Here is a 15,522-nt window from a genome sequence, read left to right as displayed (position 1 = left end):
GCGGATGTGTCGCCTCGCGCCATTCGCCCGCTGGGCCAGCCGCAGGGCCCGTCGTGATCGCCCGAGCGAACCGCAGCGCTCCCGACAGATCCTCCGCGACCACCGGCAGACGCACCACGATTCCATTCCCGCGCCGCGCCCACGACCACCACCCTCGATCCGTCAACCGCTCGCGGCCTGCCGTCGGCCTACCCGGCCCACCGCCGCGCCCAGCGGGCAAGATCCGCGCAACTTCCCCGATGTTGCTGCCTCAACCGGCGACGAGACAGCAACATCGGTGAAGTTGCCGCCTCAAGCCCGGCCCGCCCGTCATGATCGTGCTTGATCCAGGATCTGGTGGCCTCGTCGTCGCGGCGATACCACTCGATCCTGGATCGAGCACGATCTTGCGAGTGCCCCCGTCAGGGGCGGGCGGCGCCCCTGGACCGGCCCCTCGACATACCGCGGTCTTGCGTGCGTTGGCCTGGACGTGTCGCTGGCCCGCCGTCCGGGTGGCGGACGACGGGCCAGCGTCTGGGCCGGGCGTGTCGGCCCGGTGGTCGGCTCGGAGCGGGTCAGCTCCGGGCCGGGGTTCGGTAGGGGTCAGTTGTCGGCGAGACCGGGTCAGCGGCCGGCGCGGGCGGCGACGGCGGTGTCCGGGTGGTCGCTGAAGACGCCGTCGAGGCCCAGGCCGAGGAAGAGTTCGTACTCGGCGGTGATGTCGCCGCGTGCGTTCGGGTCGGTCCCGATCCGGAAGTCGACGGGGAGGAACTGGTTCTCGGCGCGGAATGTCCAGGAGTGCACGAGCAGGTGCTCCCGGTGTGCGTCGCGTACCACGTTGGTCGGGGTCAGCAGGGCACCGGCGGCGTTCCGGGGCACGATCAGGTTCTTGTTCGCCCCGATGCCGTCGGCGTATCCGGCGATCCACTTCAGCCCGGCCGGCGTGGCCAGGTCCTGGTAGCCGCGGGCGTCGCCGGTGACGGTGAAGTCGTACGGGCGGCCGATGGCGTCGAGCAGTTGGACCAGCTTGACCTCGGTCAGCCGGCTCAACCGGCGCAGGTTGGCCGTCTCGAACGACTGGATGAAAACCGGCGAGTTCTTCCGGTCCAGTTTGTTCTGCCGCAGCACCTTCAGCAGCGGCTCCTCCAGCGGCAGCCCGATCGAGGTGAAGTAGCTCGGGTGCTTGGTCTCCGGGTAGATGCCGATGGTGCGGCCCCGTGCCCGCCCCTCGGTTCGGGCCAGGTCGATGACCTCCTGGAGGGTGGGCACCTCGAAGCGGCCGTCGAAGGCGGTGTTCGCCACCCGGACCTGCGGCAGCCGCTCCTTGGCCCGCAGCGTCTTCAGCTCGGCGAGGGTGAAGTCCTCGGTGAACCATCCGGTCACCGCGACGCCGTCGATGGTCTTCGTCGCCTTGCGGGCCGCGTACTCCGGGTGCGCGGACACGTCGGTGGTGCCGGAGATCTCGTTCTCGTGCCGAGCGACCAACACGCCGTCGCGGGTGGAGACCAGGTCCGGCTCGATGTAGTCGGCACCCATCCGGATCGCCAACCGGTACGCCTCCAACGTGTGCTCCGGCCGGTAGCCGCTGGCGCCCCGGTGACCGATCACAATCGGTCGGTCGTTCGCCCGGGAGCGGTCCGCGTCGGTCGCGGGGCCGGCTTCGGCCATGGTCGGCACGGCCACGGCGGCGGCGAGCAGCACGCCGGCCAGGCCGAGGGTCGGAAGGGTACGTCGCATCGCCGTCTCCTGTCGTGGGGGAAGCCGCTACAGCAGACCGCCCCGGATTGACCGGCAGTTGGTCGATGGCTGGCCGGGAGGTGAATCTCCGGGTATGCGCGTTCCCGTGCCAGAGGGTGAGCGAAAAAGGAAGATTGTCTGGTGCGCCGGTTCTTCCGCAACCCCGTGCGGCTGGTGCCGTTCGCGTTCCTGGTGCCGATCCTGCTGGGCACCGGGCTGCTGATGGCGCGCTGGGCGACCGCCGATCACCAGGGTCCGCCCCTTGTCACGGCGCTCTTCACCGCCACCTCGGCCGTCTCGGTCACCGGCATGGCGATCACCGACACGCCGAACTACTGGTCCGGCTGGGGACTGGTGGTGATCACCCTGCTCACCCAGCTCGGCGGTCTCGGCATCCTCACCGTCGCGGCGCTCGTCATCCTGGTCGTCTCCAGTCAGCTCGGGCTGCGCAACCGGCTGCTCGTGCAGGCCGAGACCGCGGAGTTCGGCATCGGTGAGGTGGGCCGGTTGTTGCGTCGGATCGCGGTGACCGTCTTCGTCTGCGAGGCGGTGATGACAGCGCTGATCTCCGGCCGGCTCTGGCTTGCCTACGACTACCCGCCCGGGCGGGCCCTCTGGTCGGGTGTCTTCCACGCCGTGCAGGGGTTCAACAACGCCGGATTCGCGCTCTATTCGGACGGCCTCCTGGCCTTCAGCCGTGACCCGTGGGTCTCGCTGCCCCTGGCGGGCGGCGCGATCGTCGGCGGGCTCGGGTTTCCCGCCCTGTTCGAGGCGGTCCGCGAGTGGCGCCAACCGGCGCACTGGGCGGTCGCGACCAAACTGACCGTCTGGGGCACCACAGTGCTGCTGGTGATCGGCTTCGTCGGCCTGCTCACCGCCGAGTGGACGAACGCGGGCACGATCGGCCAGTACGACGTACCCGGCAAGATGCTCGCGTCGTTCACCCAGATCGCGTTGAGCCGCACGGGTGGCTTCAGCGTCCTGAACATCGCCGCCCTCCAGGAGGAGAGTTACCCCCTGCTGATCGTGCTGATGTTCATCGGTGGGGGCAGCGCCAGCACGGCGGGCGGCATCAAGGTCGCCACGTTCTTCCTGCTGGCGTTCACCATCTGGGCGGAGCTGCGCGGCGAGCCCGACGTGACGGTCGGGCACCGCCGGGTGGCCACCGCCAGCCAACGACAGGCGATCACCGTGGCGCTGCTCAGCGTCGCGCTGGTCACGGCCGGAACGATGACGTTGCTGCTGCTCACCGAGGGCGTCCGCTTCGTGGCGGCCCTGTTCGAGGTGACCTCCGCGTTCAGCACCACAGGTCTGACCATCGGTCTGGCCGCCGAGTTGCCGGCCGGCGGTCAACTGGTCCTGACCGTGCTGATGTTCATCGGCCGGGTCGGGACGCTCACCCTCGGGTCGGCGATCGCCCTGAACACGCGACGCCGGCTCTACCGCTATCCCCAGGAACAACCAGTTGTCGGTTAGCACCAGGAGGGCGAGTGTCGGCGAGACGAGCGGACAGCGGCGGCATCGTGGTGATCGGGCTGGGTCGCTTCGGTTGCCACCTGGCCGGGTCGCTGACCCGGATGAACCGCGAGGTGTTGGCCATCGACCACGACCCGGCGCAGGTGCAGCGCTGGTCGGCGCAGCTCGACCGGGTCGTGCAGGCGGACTCGACAGAGGAGGGGGCGCTGCGGCAACTCGGGATCACCGGTTTCGGCCAGGCGGTGGTCGCCATCGGGGCCTCGGTGGAGGCGAGTGTGCTCACCGTGCTGGCCCTCGTCGAGTTGGGCCTGCCACAGATCTGGGCCCGGGCCACCTCGCAGAAGCACGCCAAGATCCTGTCGTCGGTGGGCGCACACCACGTGATCTTTCCGGAGGCGGAGACCGGCGACCGGGTTGCGCACCTGATCGTCAGCCGGTTGCTGAACTTCATCGAGTTCGACGACGACTTCGCCATCGCCACCGTCCGAGTGCCCGAGACCCTTGTCGGTCGTACCCTGCGCGACCTACGACCCGAGGAGCACTACGGGATCCGGGTGGTCGGCGCGAAGCTGCCTGGTGAACGCTTCCGCTACACCTCGGACGACACCGCGCTCCCTGCGGGTGGGGTGCTCATCGTGGAGGGTGGGATCGACCAGGTGCAGCGGTTCGCCGGGCAGCGCTGACCGTCACCGCGGGTGGGGGCCGTGACCACGACCCCCGGTCAGTTTGGCGCTTTTCCCGGACCACCACCCTGGCCTACGGCCTTCGGTTTCGCCGGGCCCTTGGGTGCCGCCGGTGGCTTGGCCTTCGGCGCTCCACCGCCGCCGCCGGCGCCGGCACGCACCGTCGTCTTCTTCGGCGGGGCCTTCGGCGCGGTGGGCTTGGGCGGCGGGGCCGTGGACGGCGTGCTGCCGGCGACCCCGGAGACGCGTACGCCGCAGGTCACCTCGCCGAGTCGGAACTCCACAGGCAGCGGGTTGGCCCCGCTGTACGTCCCGGTGAGGGTGAGCTTCTCGGCCGCGCCGGGGGCCAGCGTGTTGCGTTGGGCCGCCGGCCGGATCACCACGGTGCTCCCCTGCTGGTGCACCGGCGCGGGTTCCGCCTTCGTCACCGTCTGCTGACCGGGGAAGCTGAAACTCATCGCCCAGTCCCGCAGCTCCCGGTCACCGGTGTTGGTCAGCGTCAGGTCGGCGGCGAAGTCGGTGCCGGAGTCCGTCCGCAGCGCGTACGCCACCTCGCAGGGCGCCGCGGTCGGCAGACCCATCCGCGCCTCGGTCGTCGGCCGGCCCTCACCGTTGGCCGGGCTGCGCGAGGTGAACCCCCACATCACCCCGGTGACCGCGATCAGCCCGACGGCTGCCACCCCGGCCTCCACCCGCCGACGCCGGGTCACCCGCTGCCGGGCTCGCCGGTTCCGTTCGCGGGTACGCGGAAACGGCATCGCGTCGGTCGCCGCCGACCAGGGCAGAATCGTGGTCCGCGCGCTGCTCAGCACGGCCGGGTCCAGGGGGCCGGTGGCCGGGGAGACCGGCACCGCCGCCAGCATGCCGACCGCGTCGGAGAGGATCCGGGTCAGCTCGGCGGAGGCCGGTCGGTCGGCGGGCCGCTTCGCGAGGCAGCGCCCCACCAACTCGGTCACCTCGTCGGGCAGCCCCGCGACTGTGGGCATCGGCTCCGGGTCGGTGTACATGTGTGCGCGCAACATCTGGGTGGTCGTCGTGGCCTGCCACGGCAGCCGGCCGGTGAGCATCCGGTAGAGCAACAGCCCGACGGCGTACACGTCGGTGGCCGGGGACACCTGGCCGTTGTCCAGCCGTTCCGGTGCGAGGTACGCGGGTGTGCCCAACAGCGCGCCGTCCGGCCCCTTCTCGCTCTCCCCCACGAGGGCGGAGATGCCGAAGTCGACGACCTTGACCCCGGTGGAGGTGAGCATGACGTTGCCCGGGGTGACGTCGCGGTGCACCACGCCCCGGGCGTGCGCGGTGGTCAACGCCGAGCTGACCTCCGCGCCGATCGTCACCGCCTCCCGCCAGGGCAGCTGGCTCTCCCGGCCCAGTCGGCTGGCCAGCGAGGTGCCGTCGACAAGCTCCATCACCACGTACGGCACGGTCAGACCGACCTGCTCGGACTCGCCGTAGTCGTACACGTTTGTGATGTTGGGGTGGCAGAGTCGCGCGGCGGCCTGCGCCTCGATCCGGATCCGGTGGCGGAAGGCCCGGTCGCTGGCCAGTCTGGAGGCCAACACCTTCACCGCGACCTGGCGGCCGAGCACCTCGTCGTAGCCGCGCCACACCACCGACATGCCGCCCGCACCGAGCTGCTCGATCAGCCGGTACCGCTCATCGAGGAGCTGCGCGCTGTTTCGGTCCCCACCACCCATGGTGACCGTTGTTGCCCAGGATCAACCGACCTACACCTGGAGTATCGGAATCGGTCAGGATTGTCACCCGTTCAGGGTGTGTCGAAGCCCTCGGCCGAGCCGAGGGCTGCGACACGCGCCCCTAGGCGGTGGCCAGCAGTTGGTCCACCGGGGCGTAGTCGTCGGTCAACACCAGCGCCCCGCCGACGAAGTCCGTCAGCGCGGTGCCGGAGAGCAGGCTGACCTTCGGATCCACAGCGGTCAGCCGGGCCCGCACCGCTTCCAGCGGCAGCGGCGCGTCGGAGCCGACGATGAGGAAGTTGGAGCCCCGTTCCTCGGCGAGCGCCTCCGGCGGCGCGATCAACGCGACGTGCCGGAACTCGGTGGCCACGGTGGCCAACTCGGCGCGGATGAACCGCAGCGGCGGGTAGTCGATGACGTTCTGCACGTACACGCCGCCGGGGCGGGTAACCCGCCGGACCTCGGCGGCCATCTCCCGGGTCGCCAGGTGCCAGGGCACCACCAGGTGACCGAACGCGTCACCGACCACCAGGTCACGGCTGTCCGTCGGCTCGCCGGCGACGAGCATCCGGGCGTCGCCCACCACCGCCCGCAGCTCCGGCCCGGCCCGTACGCCCAGCTCCTGCTCGCCCAGCTCGACCAGCCCGCCGTCGATCTCGAACACCACGTTGTCGGTGCCCGGCCGGGTGGCGGTCAGGTAGCGCGGCACTGTGAATCCGCCGCCGCCCAGGTGCAGCGCGTCCAGCCGCTGACCGGCCGGCGCGGCGACGTCCGCGACGGCGCCGATCCACTTCGTGTACGCGTACTCCAGGTGTTTCGGGTCGGCGAGGTCCACGTACGAGTGCTGGGCCGAGTTGAGCAGCAGCGTCCGCCCGGTGGGCCGGTTCGGGTCGGTGGTGACCCGGGCGCAGTGGTACGCCGTCTCGATGTCACACGGGTTCGGTGCCACTGTGCTCAGCCCCGCCCCGATCAGGCCGAGCACGGCCAGTGCGGCCCGGGTCCGGGCCGGACCGGGCAACTCGGTGGGCTCCTGCCGGCGCAGATACCAGCCGAGGCCGATGCCGACCAGCCCGAGCGCAATCGCCAGGGTCACCAGGATGACAGTGCTGCGCAGGGCGGCGACCAGCACGAAGCCGGTGAGCAGGGTCGCGGTGATGCCGCCCAGGGTGCCGATCCCGGAGAGTCGACCGACCACCTGGCCGGTGCGGCGCAGATCGGCCAGTTGAAGCTTCACGACCAACGGGGTGACCGCCGCCAACAGCGCGGCCGGCACGAACACGGCAAGCGAGACCAGGAGCAGGATGCCGCTGGCCGCGCCACCGCGCAGCACCTCACCGGCGTACCGGACGACGGGCAGGGTCACGGCGGTGGCGATGCCGGCCAGCACCAGCGCCGGGGCCAGCAGACCGCGCGGGTTGCGCCGGTCGGCCAGCCAGCCGCCGGTCCACGCCCCGTAGGCGATCGCGGCCAGCGCGACGCCGATCACCGAGCTGGTCACCTGGAGGGTCACCCCGACGTATGGGCCGACCAGGCGCAGCGCGACGGTCTCCAACACCAGCACGGCACCGCTGGAGAAGAAGACCAGGAAGGCGGCCAGGCCGTTGGGCAGCGCCCGGCCGGTGACCGGCACGGACGGGGCAGCGGCGGCCGGCGGGGCCGCGACGTCGGGCGGTGGGGAACTCATCGTCGCGATGGTACGCAGCGAAGCTGGCGTTCAGGGTCAGTACAGCGATAGATGAACGTGGTTCGTGTGGGAAGCGGCGGGGCTGCCGCTGCCGCTGTACGACCGCCAGCCGGTGCCGGGATGCCAGATCTGCCGGTACCAGATCACGTAGAGCACGCCCAGTCGGTCGGCGTTGCGCACGTGCCAGGCGGCCAGGCTGTCGCCGTACGCCTTGTCGCCGCCCGTCGCGTTCTTGTCCTCGAAGCCGTTCGTGGCGGCTGCGAAGTCGCAGGCACGCCCCTTCGGGTGCTCGCCGCCGCCACCGCTGCGCTTGCAGGAGACGTGCCGCTTGTAGCCGGCCGCCTGGGTCTGCTTGAGCGCGTTGAGGGTGCGCGGAGTGATGCAGCCGGACGTGGTCGGGTCCTTCACCGAGCACGACTCCGACGGCCAGGATCCGTCGGAGTTGCGTGGTGCGGGCGTCGCCGAGGCGGAGCTGCCGCCGCTGAAACCGTTGCTGCTGCCCGAGCTGACCTCGGCGAGGGCCTCCTCGGCCTCCTTCTTCTTCTTCGCCATCACGGCGAGCTGCTTCTGCTGCTCGCGGACTTCCGCGTCGATGGCGACCTTGGCCTGTTGCGCCTGCTCCCGGGCTTCGACGAGATCACGCAGCCGCTTGCTGTCCCGCTGGGCCATCAGGTCGAGGTCGCTCGCCCGTTCCAGGAACGCCTGCGGCGTGGCGGTGTTGAGCAGCATCGACGCCGGGCCCAGCCGACCGAGCCGGTAGGACTGTGCGGCGACCTCGCCGACCTGCTCGGTGAGCCCACCCATGCGGCCCTCGATCGCCGTCAACTCGCCGGTCAACGCCGTCTGACGACGCTTGGAGTTGTCGAGCTTGGCCTTGGCCTCGATGTGCCCCTTGGCGGTCAGCTCCAACGCGTCCTGAAGCTTCTTGCTGCCACCCTCGCCCGGCTCGGCGTACGCCGGCACGGCGGCACCGCCGAGCACCAGCGCGACGGCGGCGAGCAGAGCGAACAGAGCGCGGCGACCGAGCCGCGGGCTGAGCCTGGTCCTGGGCACGAAAGCGTCCTTCCGTCGACCGCCGGCCCCCGGTGAACAACTGCACGGCGGCGGCCCCACCGGCGCCGATCGGCGTCCTGCTGGCGGAGACCGCCGGTCACGATACCGGACTGTGGGCCGCTGACCAGCCCCCGGACCGTCGGCATACCCAGATGTCGACGGAGCGTTCCGGCAGTGTCGCGCAGCGCGCGAATCAACAGTCGCGCAGTGCGCGGATCAGTCGCCGAGGAGGGCGTCGCGTACCTCTGCCCAGACCTGCTCGTTGGCGGCGACGAGCAGACCGCGGCCGTCGTCGGCGGGGTGGTAGTCGACGCCGTCGAACCGGCGGGCGACGCCACCGGCCGCACGGACCAGCACGGTGCCCGGGGCATGGTCCCACGGCAGGGTGCGCCAGAAGAGGACGAACTGCTGCTCGCCGGTGAGGATGTCCAGATACTCCCGGCCGGCGCAGTGTTGGCCGGGCAGCAGCTCACCGAGCCGTTGGCCGCCGGCGCGGACCTGGTCGCGGGTCTCCGGCGGCAGGAACTGGGTCATCGCCGCGCCACGCAGCTCGCCGAGTGGCGGCACCGAGATGGTGCCGTCCACCGACTGGCCGTTGAGCAGGGTGCCGTCGTCCGCCCAGCCGGCCGCGAGGGTGCCGGCGAGTGGGTCGAGGATCCAGCCGGCGGTTGGCCGACCATCGGTCAGCAACGACACCATCAGGGCGAACGGCCGGCGACCGGCGGCGAAGTTGGCGGTGCCGTCGACCGGGTCGACAAGCCAGACGTCACCGGCGTCGCGCAGGTGCCGCAGCAACCCCGGATCGTCGGCGACGCCCTCCTCACCGACCACCGTCGAACCCGGCCGCAGCCGGCGCAACCCCGCGGACAGCAACTCCTCGGCCCGGCGGTCGGCGACGGTGACCACCTCACCTGGTGCCTTCTCCGACACGTCGGCGTCGTCGAGCTTGCGGAACAGTGGCACGACGACCTGGTCGGCGGCCTCCCGCAGCAGGTCGCCAACGTCGTCGAGCAGGGTGTCAGCCACGCGGCGGCAGCTTGACCACGCTGACGAAGAACTCGTCGATCTGGCGGACCACCGAGATGAAGCGCTCGAAGTCCACCGGCTTGGTCACGTAGGCGTTGGCGTGCAGCTGGTAGCTGCGCAGGATGTCCTCGTCGGCCTGCGAGGTGGTGAGCACCACCACCGGGATCCGACGCAGTTCCGGGTCGTTCTTGATCTCTTCCAGCACCTCCCGGCCGTCGCGCCGGGGCAGGTTGAGGTCGAGCAGGATCAGATCGGGTGCGACAGCGTCCGCGTACTGGCCCTCCCGCCGCAGGTAGGCGAGCGCCTCGGCGCCGTCGGAGACGACGGTCAGCCGGTTACGCAGCTTGTGCTCCTCGAACGCCTCCTGGGTCATCAGCACGTCACCCGGGTCGTCCTCGACGAGCAGGACCTCGATCGGGCTCTTGCCATCCGCCGGCGCGGTCATCCCACCGTCTCCCTCATGTCACCCGTTCTACCGCCTTCCGGCGACCTGTCGGCCCGGTCCGGCCGGTCCGACCCCCCGGACTGCTCACTCGGCGTCGCCGGAGTCTCGTTCGAGGGCGTCGCGTCGTCCGCAGTCAGGGCCGGTGGCTGCTCCGGCGAGTCGACGGCGGCAGCCGCCTCCAGGTCCTCGGGAAGCGCCGGCAGCGTGAACCGGATCGCGGTGCCCTCCGGCACGGAGGTGTCCACCCAGACCCGACCGCCGTGATATTCAACGATCTTCTTGACGATGGCCAACCCGATGCCCGTGCCCGGGTACGCGTCCTTCGAGTGCAGCCGCTGGAAGATCACGAAGATCTTGTCGGCGAACTCCGGCTCGATCCCGATGCCGTTGTCCTGGCAGCTGATCTCCCACTCGGTGCCCACCAGCCGGGCCGAAACGTGCACAGTGGGCGCGACGTCCGCGCGGCGGAACTTGATCGCGTTGCTGACCAGGTTGGCCAGCAGGTTGGTGAGCAGTGGTTCCTCACCCGAGATCACCGGCAGGTCGGTCCAGGTCAGCTCGGCGTCGGCGTACTGCCGGGCGGCCTCGGTCTGGCCTGCCACGTCGCCCATCACCTTGTTGAGGTCGACCTCGACGAAGCCGGTGGTGAGCCGACCGATCCGGGAGAACGCGAGCAGGTCGTTGATCAGGCGCTGCATCCGCTGCGCGCCGTCCACCGCGAAGGCGATGTACTGGTCGGCGCGCTCGTCGAGCTGCCCGGCGTAGCGGCGCTGGAGCAACTGGCAGAAGCTGGCCACCTTGCGCAGCGGCTCCTGGAGGTCGTGCGAGGCCACGTACGCGAACTGTTCCAGGTCGCGGTTGGACCGGGTCAACTCCTCGGCCTGCTTCTGAAGCTGGCTGTTGACCCACTCGATCCGCTCGCGGGCGGCCCGCACCTCGGCCAGGTCGGCGGCGATCTTCTGGCGCATCGCGTCCACGTCGTCGCCGAGCTGGATGAACTCCGGCGGGCCGGTGGTGGCGATGCGGTGCTGGTAGTCGCCCTCGGCGACCTCGCGGACCTGCGTGGCCAGGCCGGTCAGTGGCCGGACCACCATCCGGTCCAGGGAGAGCAGCAGCACCGCGCCGGCCACGACGACCACCAGGGCCGCCACGATCAACAGGACGACAAGCACGTTGCTGCTGGTGCGTACGTTGTCGGCGGTCTGCTCCCGGGCAGCCAGGACCTCCTCCTGAAGGTCGTTGACCGCCGTGCGCACGCCGTCGAACTGCTGCCGGGCCTGCTCGGTGACAAGTGCCTGGCCCGCGCTGGTGCCGCTGCGCTCGGTGGTGGTGATCACCGGCTCGGCCACCGACTGCCGCCACTGCGTGGTGCGTTCCTCGACTATCCGCAGCTCCTGGCTGATCTGTGGATAGTCGTCGAGCAGCGCCCGCATCGAGACGATGACGCTCTGCTCCTGGGCGAGCCCCTCCCGATAGGGGTTCAGGTCGTCCTGGTCACCGCTGACCGCGTACCCGCGGATCGCCGTCTCCTGGTCGAGCAGCGCGTTGAGCAGCTCCTGCGACTGCACCCGCAGCGGGCCGGTCTCGTTGAGCACGGCGTCGATCTGGGTACGGTTGCGGGCGGCCATGGTCGCCTCCGCGGCGGCCAGGGCGATCAGCAGCACCCCCACGACGGTGAGCAGCGTGATGACCCGACGGCGCAGACTCCAGCCGCCAACCACCGGCTTCACCGGCCACCACCCCGGCTCACCAGCAGCATTGCCACGTCGTCGGCGAGCGGGCCGCCGTTGATCTGCTCGGCCCGGCCGACCAGCCACGCCGGCAGGGCCGGCAGCGACACCTCGCGGTTGGCCGGCTCGTCCAGCAGCCCGCTCAGGCCCGGCACGTCGAGTCGCTCGTCACCGGCACCCACCCTCCCCTCGATGAGCCCGTCGGTGTACATCAGCAGGGACCAGTCATCGGTGTCGAACTCCAGGTCGTAGGCGATCGGCCGGCGGGGTCGTACGCCCAGCAGCAGGCCGCCGGGCGCGGGCACCGGGGTGACCCGGCCGCCGGAGAGCAGCAGCGGCGGGGGGTGCCCGGCGAGTCGGACTGTCGCGCGGTTGGCGTCCAGGTCCAGCCTGGTCGTGGCCACCGTCGCGAAGATCTCCTGAAGGCGGCGCTCACTCATCAGCACCTGCTCCAGCGCGGGCAGCACCTCGTCGTCCGGCACACCGGCGAGCACCAGGGCCCGCCAGGCCACCCGCAGCTCGACGCCGAGCGCGGCCTCGTCCACCCCGTGCCCACAGACGTCGCCGACGATCAGGTCGAGACGGTCCGGACGGGTCTGCACCACGTCGTAGAAGTCCCCGCCGATCAGGGCGGCGTGCCGGCCCGGCCGGTAGAAGGTGTGCACCGCCACCTGGTCGGTCGTCATCAGCGGCTGGGGCAGCAGGCCGCGTTCGAGTCGGGCCGACTCGGCCTGGCGCAACTCGACCTCGCGCAGCCGGCGGGCGTTCTCGTCGGCGCGCTTGCGCTCCACGGCGTAGCGCAGCGCCCGGGTCAGCAGCACCCCGTCGACCTGACCCTTGACCAGGTAGTCCTGTGCGCCCTCGGCGACCGCCACGACGCCCAGGTGCTCGTCCGAGCGGCCGGTCAGCACACAGACCGCGGCGCCGCTGGACATCTCCAGCACCTGGCGCAGCCCGTCCAGCCCCTGTGCGTCGGGCAGGCCCAGGTCGAGCAGGACGCAGTCGACGTCGGTGATCCGCTCCCGCGCCGCGCGAAGGCTGGTGGCGACCAACAGGTCGATCATCGAGTTGGTCTCGGCGAGCAGCTCGCCGACGAGGAACGCGTCGCCCTCGTCGTCCTCCACCAGCAGCACCCGCAACCGCTCGCCGGGTGGCAGGTCGGCGTGCCGCGCCAGGCCACCGTGCGGGTACGGCACAACTGGGGACCCGGTCGAGCCGGACCCCCGGTGCGGCCGGGTCACCGCCGCGAGACGCGGGAGATCGCTGGTGATGTCGGGCTCCTTCCGAGTGCCCTGCTGATCCTGTATTAGACAACGGTCGCACACAACACGATGCCCACGGCACGGGCGGGGATGGGGCGCATCACTGCCCGCCCAGAGAGAGGCAGCCGATCGGCCGTCCCGCCCCGGGCCCCGGAACGGCAGGATGATGCCACCCCAGGCCCCACCACCCCGAGGAGTTTCCGTGGGCGCACCTCCCACCCCGGCCACGACGGGCACGCCGGCCCGCGCGACTCCGGGCGTACCCCCTGCGGACCGCGCGCTGACCCGGCCGCACCGGCGGCTCGTGGCCGCCGCGGCGGCGCTTGTGGCGCTGGCCGCCGTCGGCGCCGGCAGTCTGCTCGACCTGCGCACGCCGACACCGAAGCCGGCGGACGCCCCGGTGGGCGAGTTCAGCGCCGGCCGGGCGTTCGAGGACGTCCAGGTGATCGCCGCCCGGCCGCACGTCGCCGGCAGCTCGGCCAACGACCAGGTCCGCGCGCACCTTGAGCAGCAGTTCCGCGGGTTGGGCCTGGAGACCGAGGTGCAGGACACCGTGGCTCCGGAGGCCGGTCAACTCAGCGGGGCGGCGGGCGGGGCGACACTGGCCCGGGTCCGCAACGTGGTGGCCCGGCTGCCCGGCACCGACTCGACAGGTCGGGTCTTCCTGGTCGCCCACTACGACTCGGTGCAGACCGGGCCGGGCGGCAACGACGACGCGGCCGGCACCTCGACAATCCTGGAGGTGGCCCGCGCGCTGACCACCGGCCCGCGACCCCGCAACGACATCGTCTTCGTGTTGACCGACGCCGAGGAGGCGTGCCTCTGCGGGGCGTCCGCGTTCGCCGCCAGCCACCCGCTGGCCGCCGACGGCGGGGTGGTGCTCAACCTGGAGGCGCGCGGCTCCGCCGGACCGGTGATCATGTTCGAGACGTCCCGGAACAACGCGAAACTCGTTGACGTCTTCGGCCGGGCCGCCCCGCACCCGGTCGGCACCTCGTTCGCTGTGGAGATCTACCGGGCGCTGCCCAACGACACCGACTTCACCGCGTTCCTGGACCGGAAGTTCGTCGGGCTGAACTCGGCGTACATCGACGGCGGGGCGATCTACCACACCCCGCTGGACACACCGGCGGCCATGGACCGGGGCAGCCTCCAACAGCACGGGGACAACGCGCTGGGCCTGGCCCGGGAGTTCGGCCGCACCGACCTGACCGACCTGCGCTCCGGGCACGACGCGACCTACTTCCCGGTCCCCGGTGGGCTGGCCCGCTACCCGGGCTGGCTCATCCTGCCGCTGGCCCTGCTCGCGGTGGCGGCGGTGGCCGCGCTGGGCTGGCTGACCCGCCGCAGTGGCCGGGCCAGCACCGGCCGGCTGGTCGCCGGCTTCGCGCTGGCCCTGGTGCCGATCATCGCCGCGCCGGCCGCCGCCCAACTGCTCTGGCTGGCGATCACCACGATCCGACCGGGGTACGCGGAACTCCTCGACCCGTACCGGCCGATCTGGTACCGGTTGGCTGTCCTGGCGCTCGCCGCCGCCATCGTGTTCGCCTGGTACGCGCTGCTGCGCCGCCGGATCGGCCCGGCCGCGCTGGCCGTGGGCGGGCTGGCCTGGCTGGCCCTGCTGGGGGTGCTGCTCGCCGTGGCGGTGCCCGGCGGGGCGTACCTCACCACAGTGCCGGCGCTGGCCGGCGCCCTCGGCGGGCTTGTCGCGCTGCGGACCCGGCAGACCGGGCCGTGGCCGGTGGTGGCGGTGACCGCCGCCGCGGCGGTTGGCGTGGTCATCCTGCTACCCACCGTGGTGCTGCTCTTCCCCGCGCTGGGGATGGCGATGGGCGGGGTGGCCGCGCTTGTCGCGGTGCTGCTCGGCCTGACCGCCCTGCCGGTGGTCGACCTGCTGCACCCGCAGGCCGGCGGCCAGCGCGGCCTGCGGGCGTTGCGCGCCCGCCGGCTCGGCCTGCTGCCGGCCGTGGCCGCCGCCGTGGCGGCGGTGGTGCTCGCCGGGGTCGGGCTGGGCGTCGACAGGTTCGACGCCGCCCATCCCGCGCCCACCCACCTGATGTACGCGATGGACGCCGGCACCGGCCAGGCCCGCTGGCTCAGCCACGAGGCCGACCCGCAGTCGTGGACTGACGGTTACGTGGACGGGACCGCCGACGTCGGCGACGACTTCCCCGGCCTCGGCGACGGTGAGCTGCGGGCCGGCCCGGCACAGTCGGCGAGCCTGCCGGCACCGAAGCTGGACGTGGTGGCCGACACCACCTCCGGTGGGGAACGCACCCTGCGGCTGCGGCTCACCCCGCAGCGGGTCGCCCGGCTCGCCACCCTGCACGTCGACACGTCGACGGCCACAGTGCTGCGGGCCGAGGTGGCCGGGCGGCCGGTGCCGGTGGAGCCCCGGGCGGGCAGGTGGGGCTTCGGGCTGGTGTTCCACGCTCCGCCCGCCGAGGGCGTCGAGGTCACGCTGACAGTGCGGCCGATCGCCGGGCAGGTGTCGTTGCGGGCCATGGACGCCAGCGACGGGTTGGACGCGCTGCCGGGCTTCCGCCCCCGACCGCCGGGCGTCGGCGTGGTCGGGTCGCACAGCTCCGAGATGCTGGCGGTCGCCCGCACGTATCCCTTCTGACCGGCCATCCGGTGGTCCGGCGGAGACTGCTTCCCGCCGGACCACCGCACTAGCCGTAGAGGGCTGACACCCACAGGTGGGTCACCGTGTCGACCAACAGTCTCCGGTCGTCGAACGGCGGCACGCC

The 15,522-nt window shown here is 71.8% G+C and carries 11 protein-coding genes; 3 read left to right on the top strand and 8 right to left on the bottom strand.

From position 1 onward, the window contains the following. Positions 1-603: 603 nt before the first annotated feature. A complete protein-coding gene (locus AB0A95_RS24370; RefSeq protein WP_357558074.1) occupies positions 604-1,716 on the bottom strand; it encodes a glycerophosphodiester phosphodiesterase in 1,113 nt (370 codons plus the stop codon). Between the two features lie 141 nt (positions 1,717-1,857). On the opposite strand from AB0A95_RS24370, the gene AB0A95_RS24365 reads away from it, so the two are divergent. Next, positions 1,858-3,192 carry a potassium transporter TrkG gene (locus AB0A95_RS24365; RefSeq protein ID WP_357558073.1) on the top strand — a complete coding sequence of 445 codons (1,335 nt, stop codon included), beginning with the start codon at positions 1,858-1,860 and terminating at the stop codon, positions 3,190-3,192. Between the two features lie 14 nt (positions 3,193-3,206). After that, positions 3,207-3,875 carry a TrkA family potassium uptake protein gene (locus AB0A95_RS24360; protein ID WP_357558072.1) on the top strand — a complete coding sequence of 223 codons (669 nt, stop codon included), beginning with the start codon at positions 3,207-3,209 and terminating at the stop codon, positions 3,873-3,875. Between the two features lie 38 nt (positions 3,876-3,913). On the opposite strand, the gene AB0A95_RS24355 is transcribed toward AB0A95_RS24360, so the two are convergent. The 7 genes from AB0A95_RS24355 to AB0A95_RS24325 form a co-directional block, all read right to left on the bottom strand. After that, the gene (locus AB0A95_RS24355; RefSeq protein ID WP_357558071.1) at positions 3,914-5,572 is read right to left on the bottom strand and encodes a serine/threonine-protein kinase; all 1,659 of its coding nucleotides are present in this window, start codon (positions 5,570-5,572) and stop codon (positions 3,914-3,916) included. A gap of 121 nt (positions 5,573-5,693) precedes the next feature. Further along, a complete protein-coding gene (locus tag AB0A95_RS24350) occupies positions 5,694-7,256 on the bottom strand; it encodes a fused MFS/spermidine synthase (RefSeq protein WP_357558070.1) in 1,563 nt (520 codons plus the stop codon). A 36-nt stretch (positions 7,257-7,292) separates the two neighbouring features. After that, entirely contained in the window at positions 7,293-8,309 is a 1,017-nt protein-coding gene (locus AB0A95_RS24345) for a hypothetical protein (protein ID WP_357558069.1), read from the bottom strand. A 216-nt stretch (positions 8,310-8,525) separates the two neighbouring features. Beyond that, entirely contained in the window at positions 8,526-9,335 is an 810-nt protein-coding gene (locus AB0A95_RS24340) for an inositol monophosphatase (protein WP_357558068.1), read from the bottom strand. Next, the gene (locus AB0A95_RS24335) at positions 9,328-9,780 is read right to left on the bottom strand and encodes a response regulator (RefSeq protein ID WP_007465485.1); all 453 of its coding nucleotides are present in this window, start codon (positions 9,778-9,780) and stop codon (positions 9,328-9,330) included. Before AB0A95_RS24335 ends, AB0A95_RS24340 begins: the two co-directional genes overlap by 8 nt. After that, positions 9,777-11,510, bottom strand: coding sequence for an ATP-binding protein (locus tag AB0A95_RS24330; RefSeq protein WP_357558067.1), 1,734 nt, complete (start codon positions 11,508-11,510; stop codon positions 9,777-9,779). Before AB0A95_RS24330 ends, AB0A95_RS24335 begins: the two co-directional genes overlap by 4 nt. Then, a complete protein-coding gene (locus AB0A95_RS24325) occupies positions 11,507-12,706 on the bottom strand; it encodes a fused response regulator/phosphatase (RefSeq protein ID WP_357558066.1) in 1,200 nt (399 codons plus the stop codon). The genes AB0A95_RS24330 and AB0A95_RS24325 overlap by 4 nt, the downstream gene beginning before the upstream one ends. 370 nt (positions 12,707-13,076) lie before the next feature. On the opposite strand from AB0A95_RS24325, the gene AB0A95_RS24320 reads away from it, so the two are divergent. Continuing rightward, a complete protein-coding gene (locus AB0A95_RS24320; protein ID WP_357558098.1) occupies positions 13,077-15,395 on the top strand; it encodes a M28 family peptidase in 2,319 nt (772 codons plus the stop codon). The last annotated feature ends 127 nt before the right edge of the window (positions 15,396-15,522 follow it).

It is taken from the genome of Micromonospora sp. NPDC049230 (assembly GCF_040647875.1).
Classification (GTDB): domain Bacteria; phylum Actinomycetota; class Actinomycetes; order Mycobacteriales; family Micromonosporaceae; genus Micromonospora.
The sequence above is the reverse complement of the archived record's forward strand: the minus strand, read 5'-3'. Positions and strand labels throughout refer to the sequence as shown.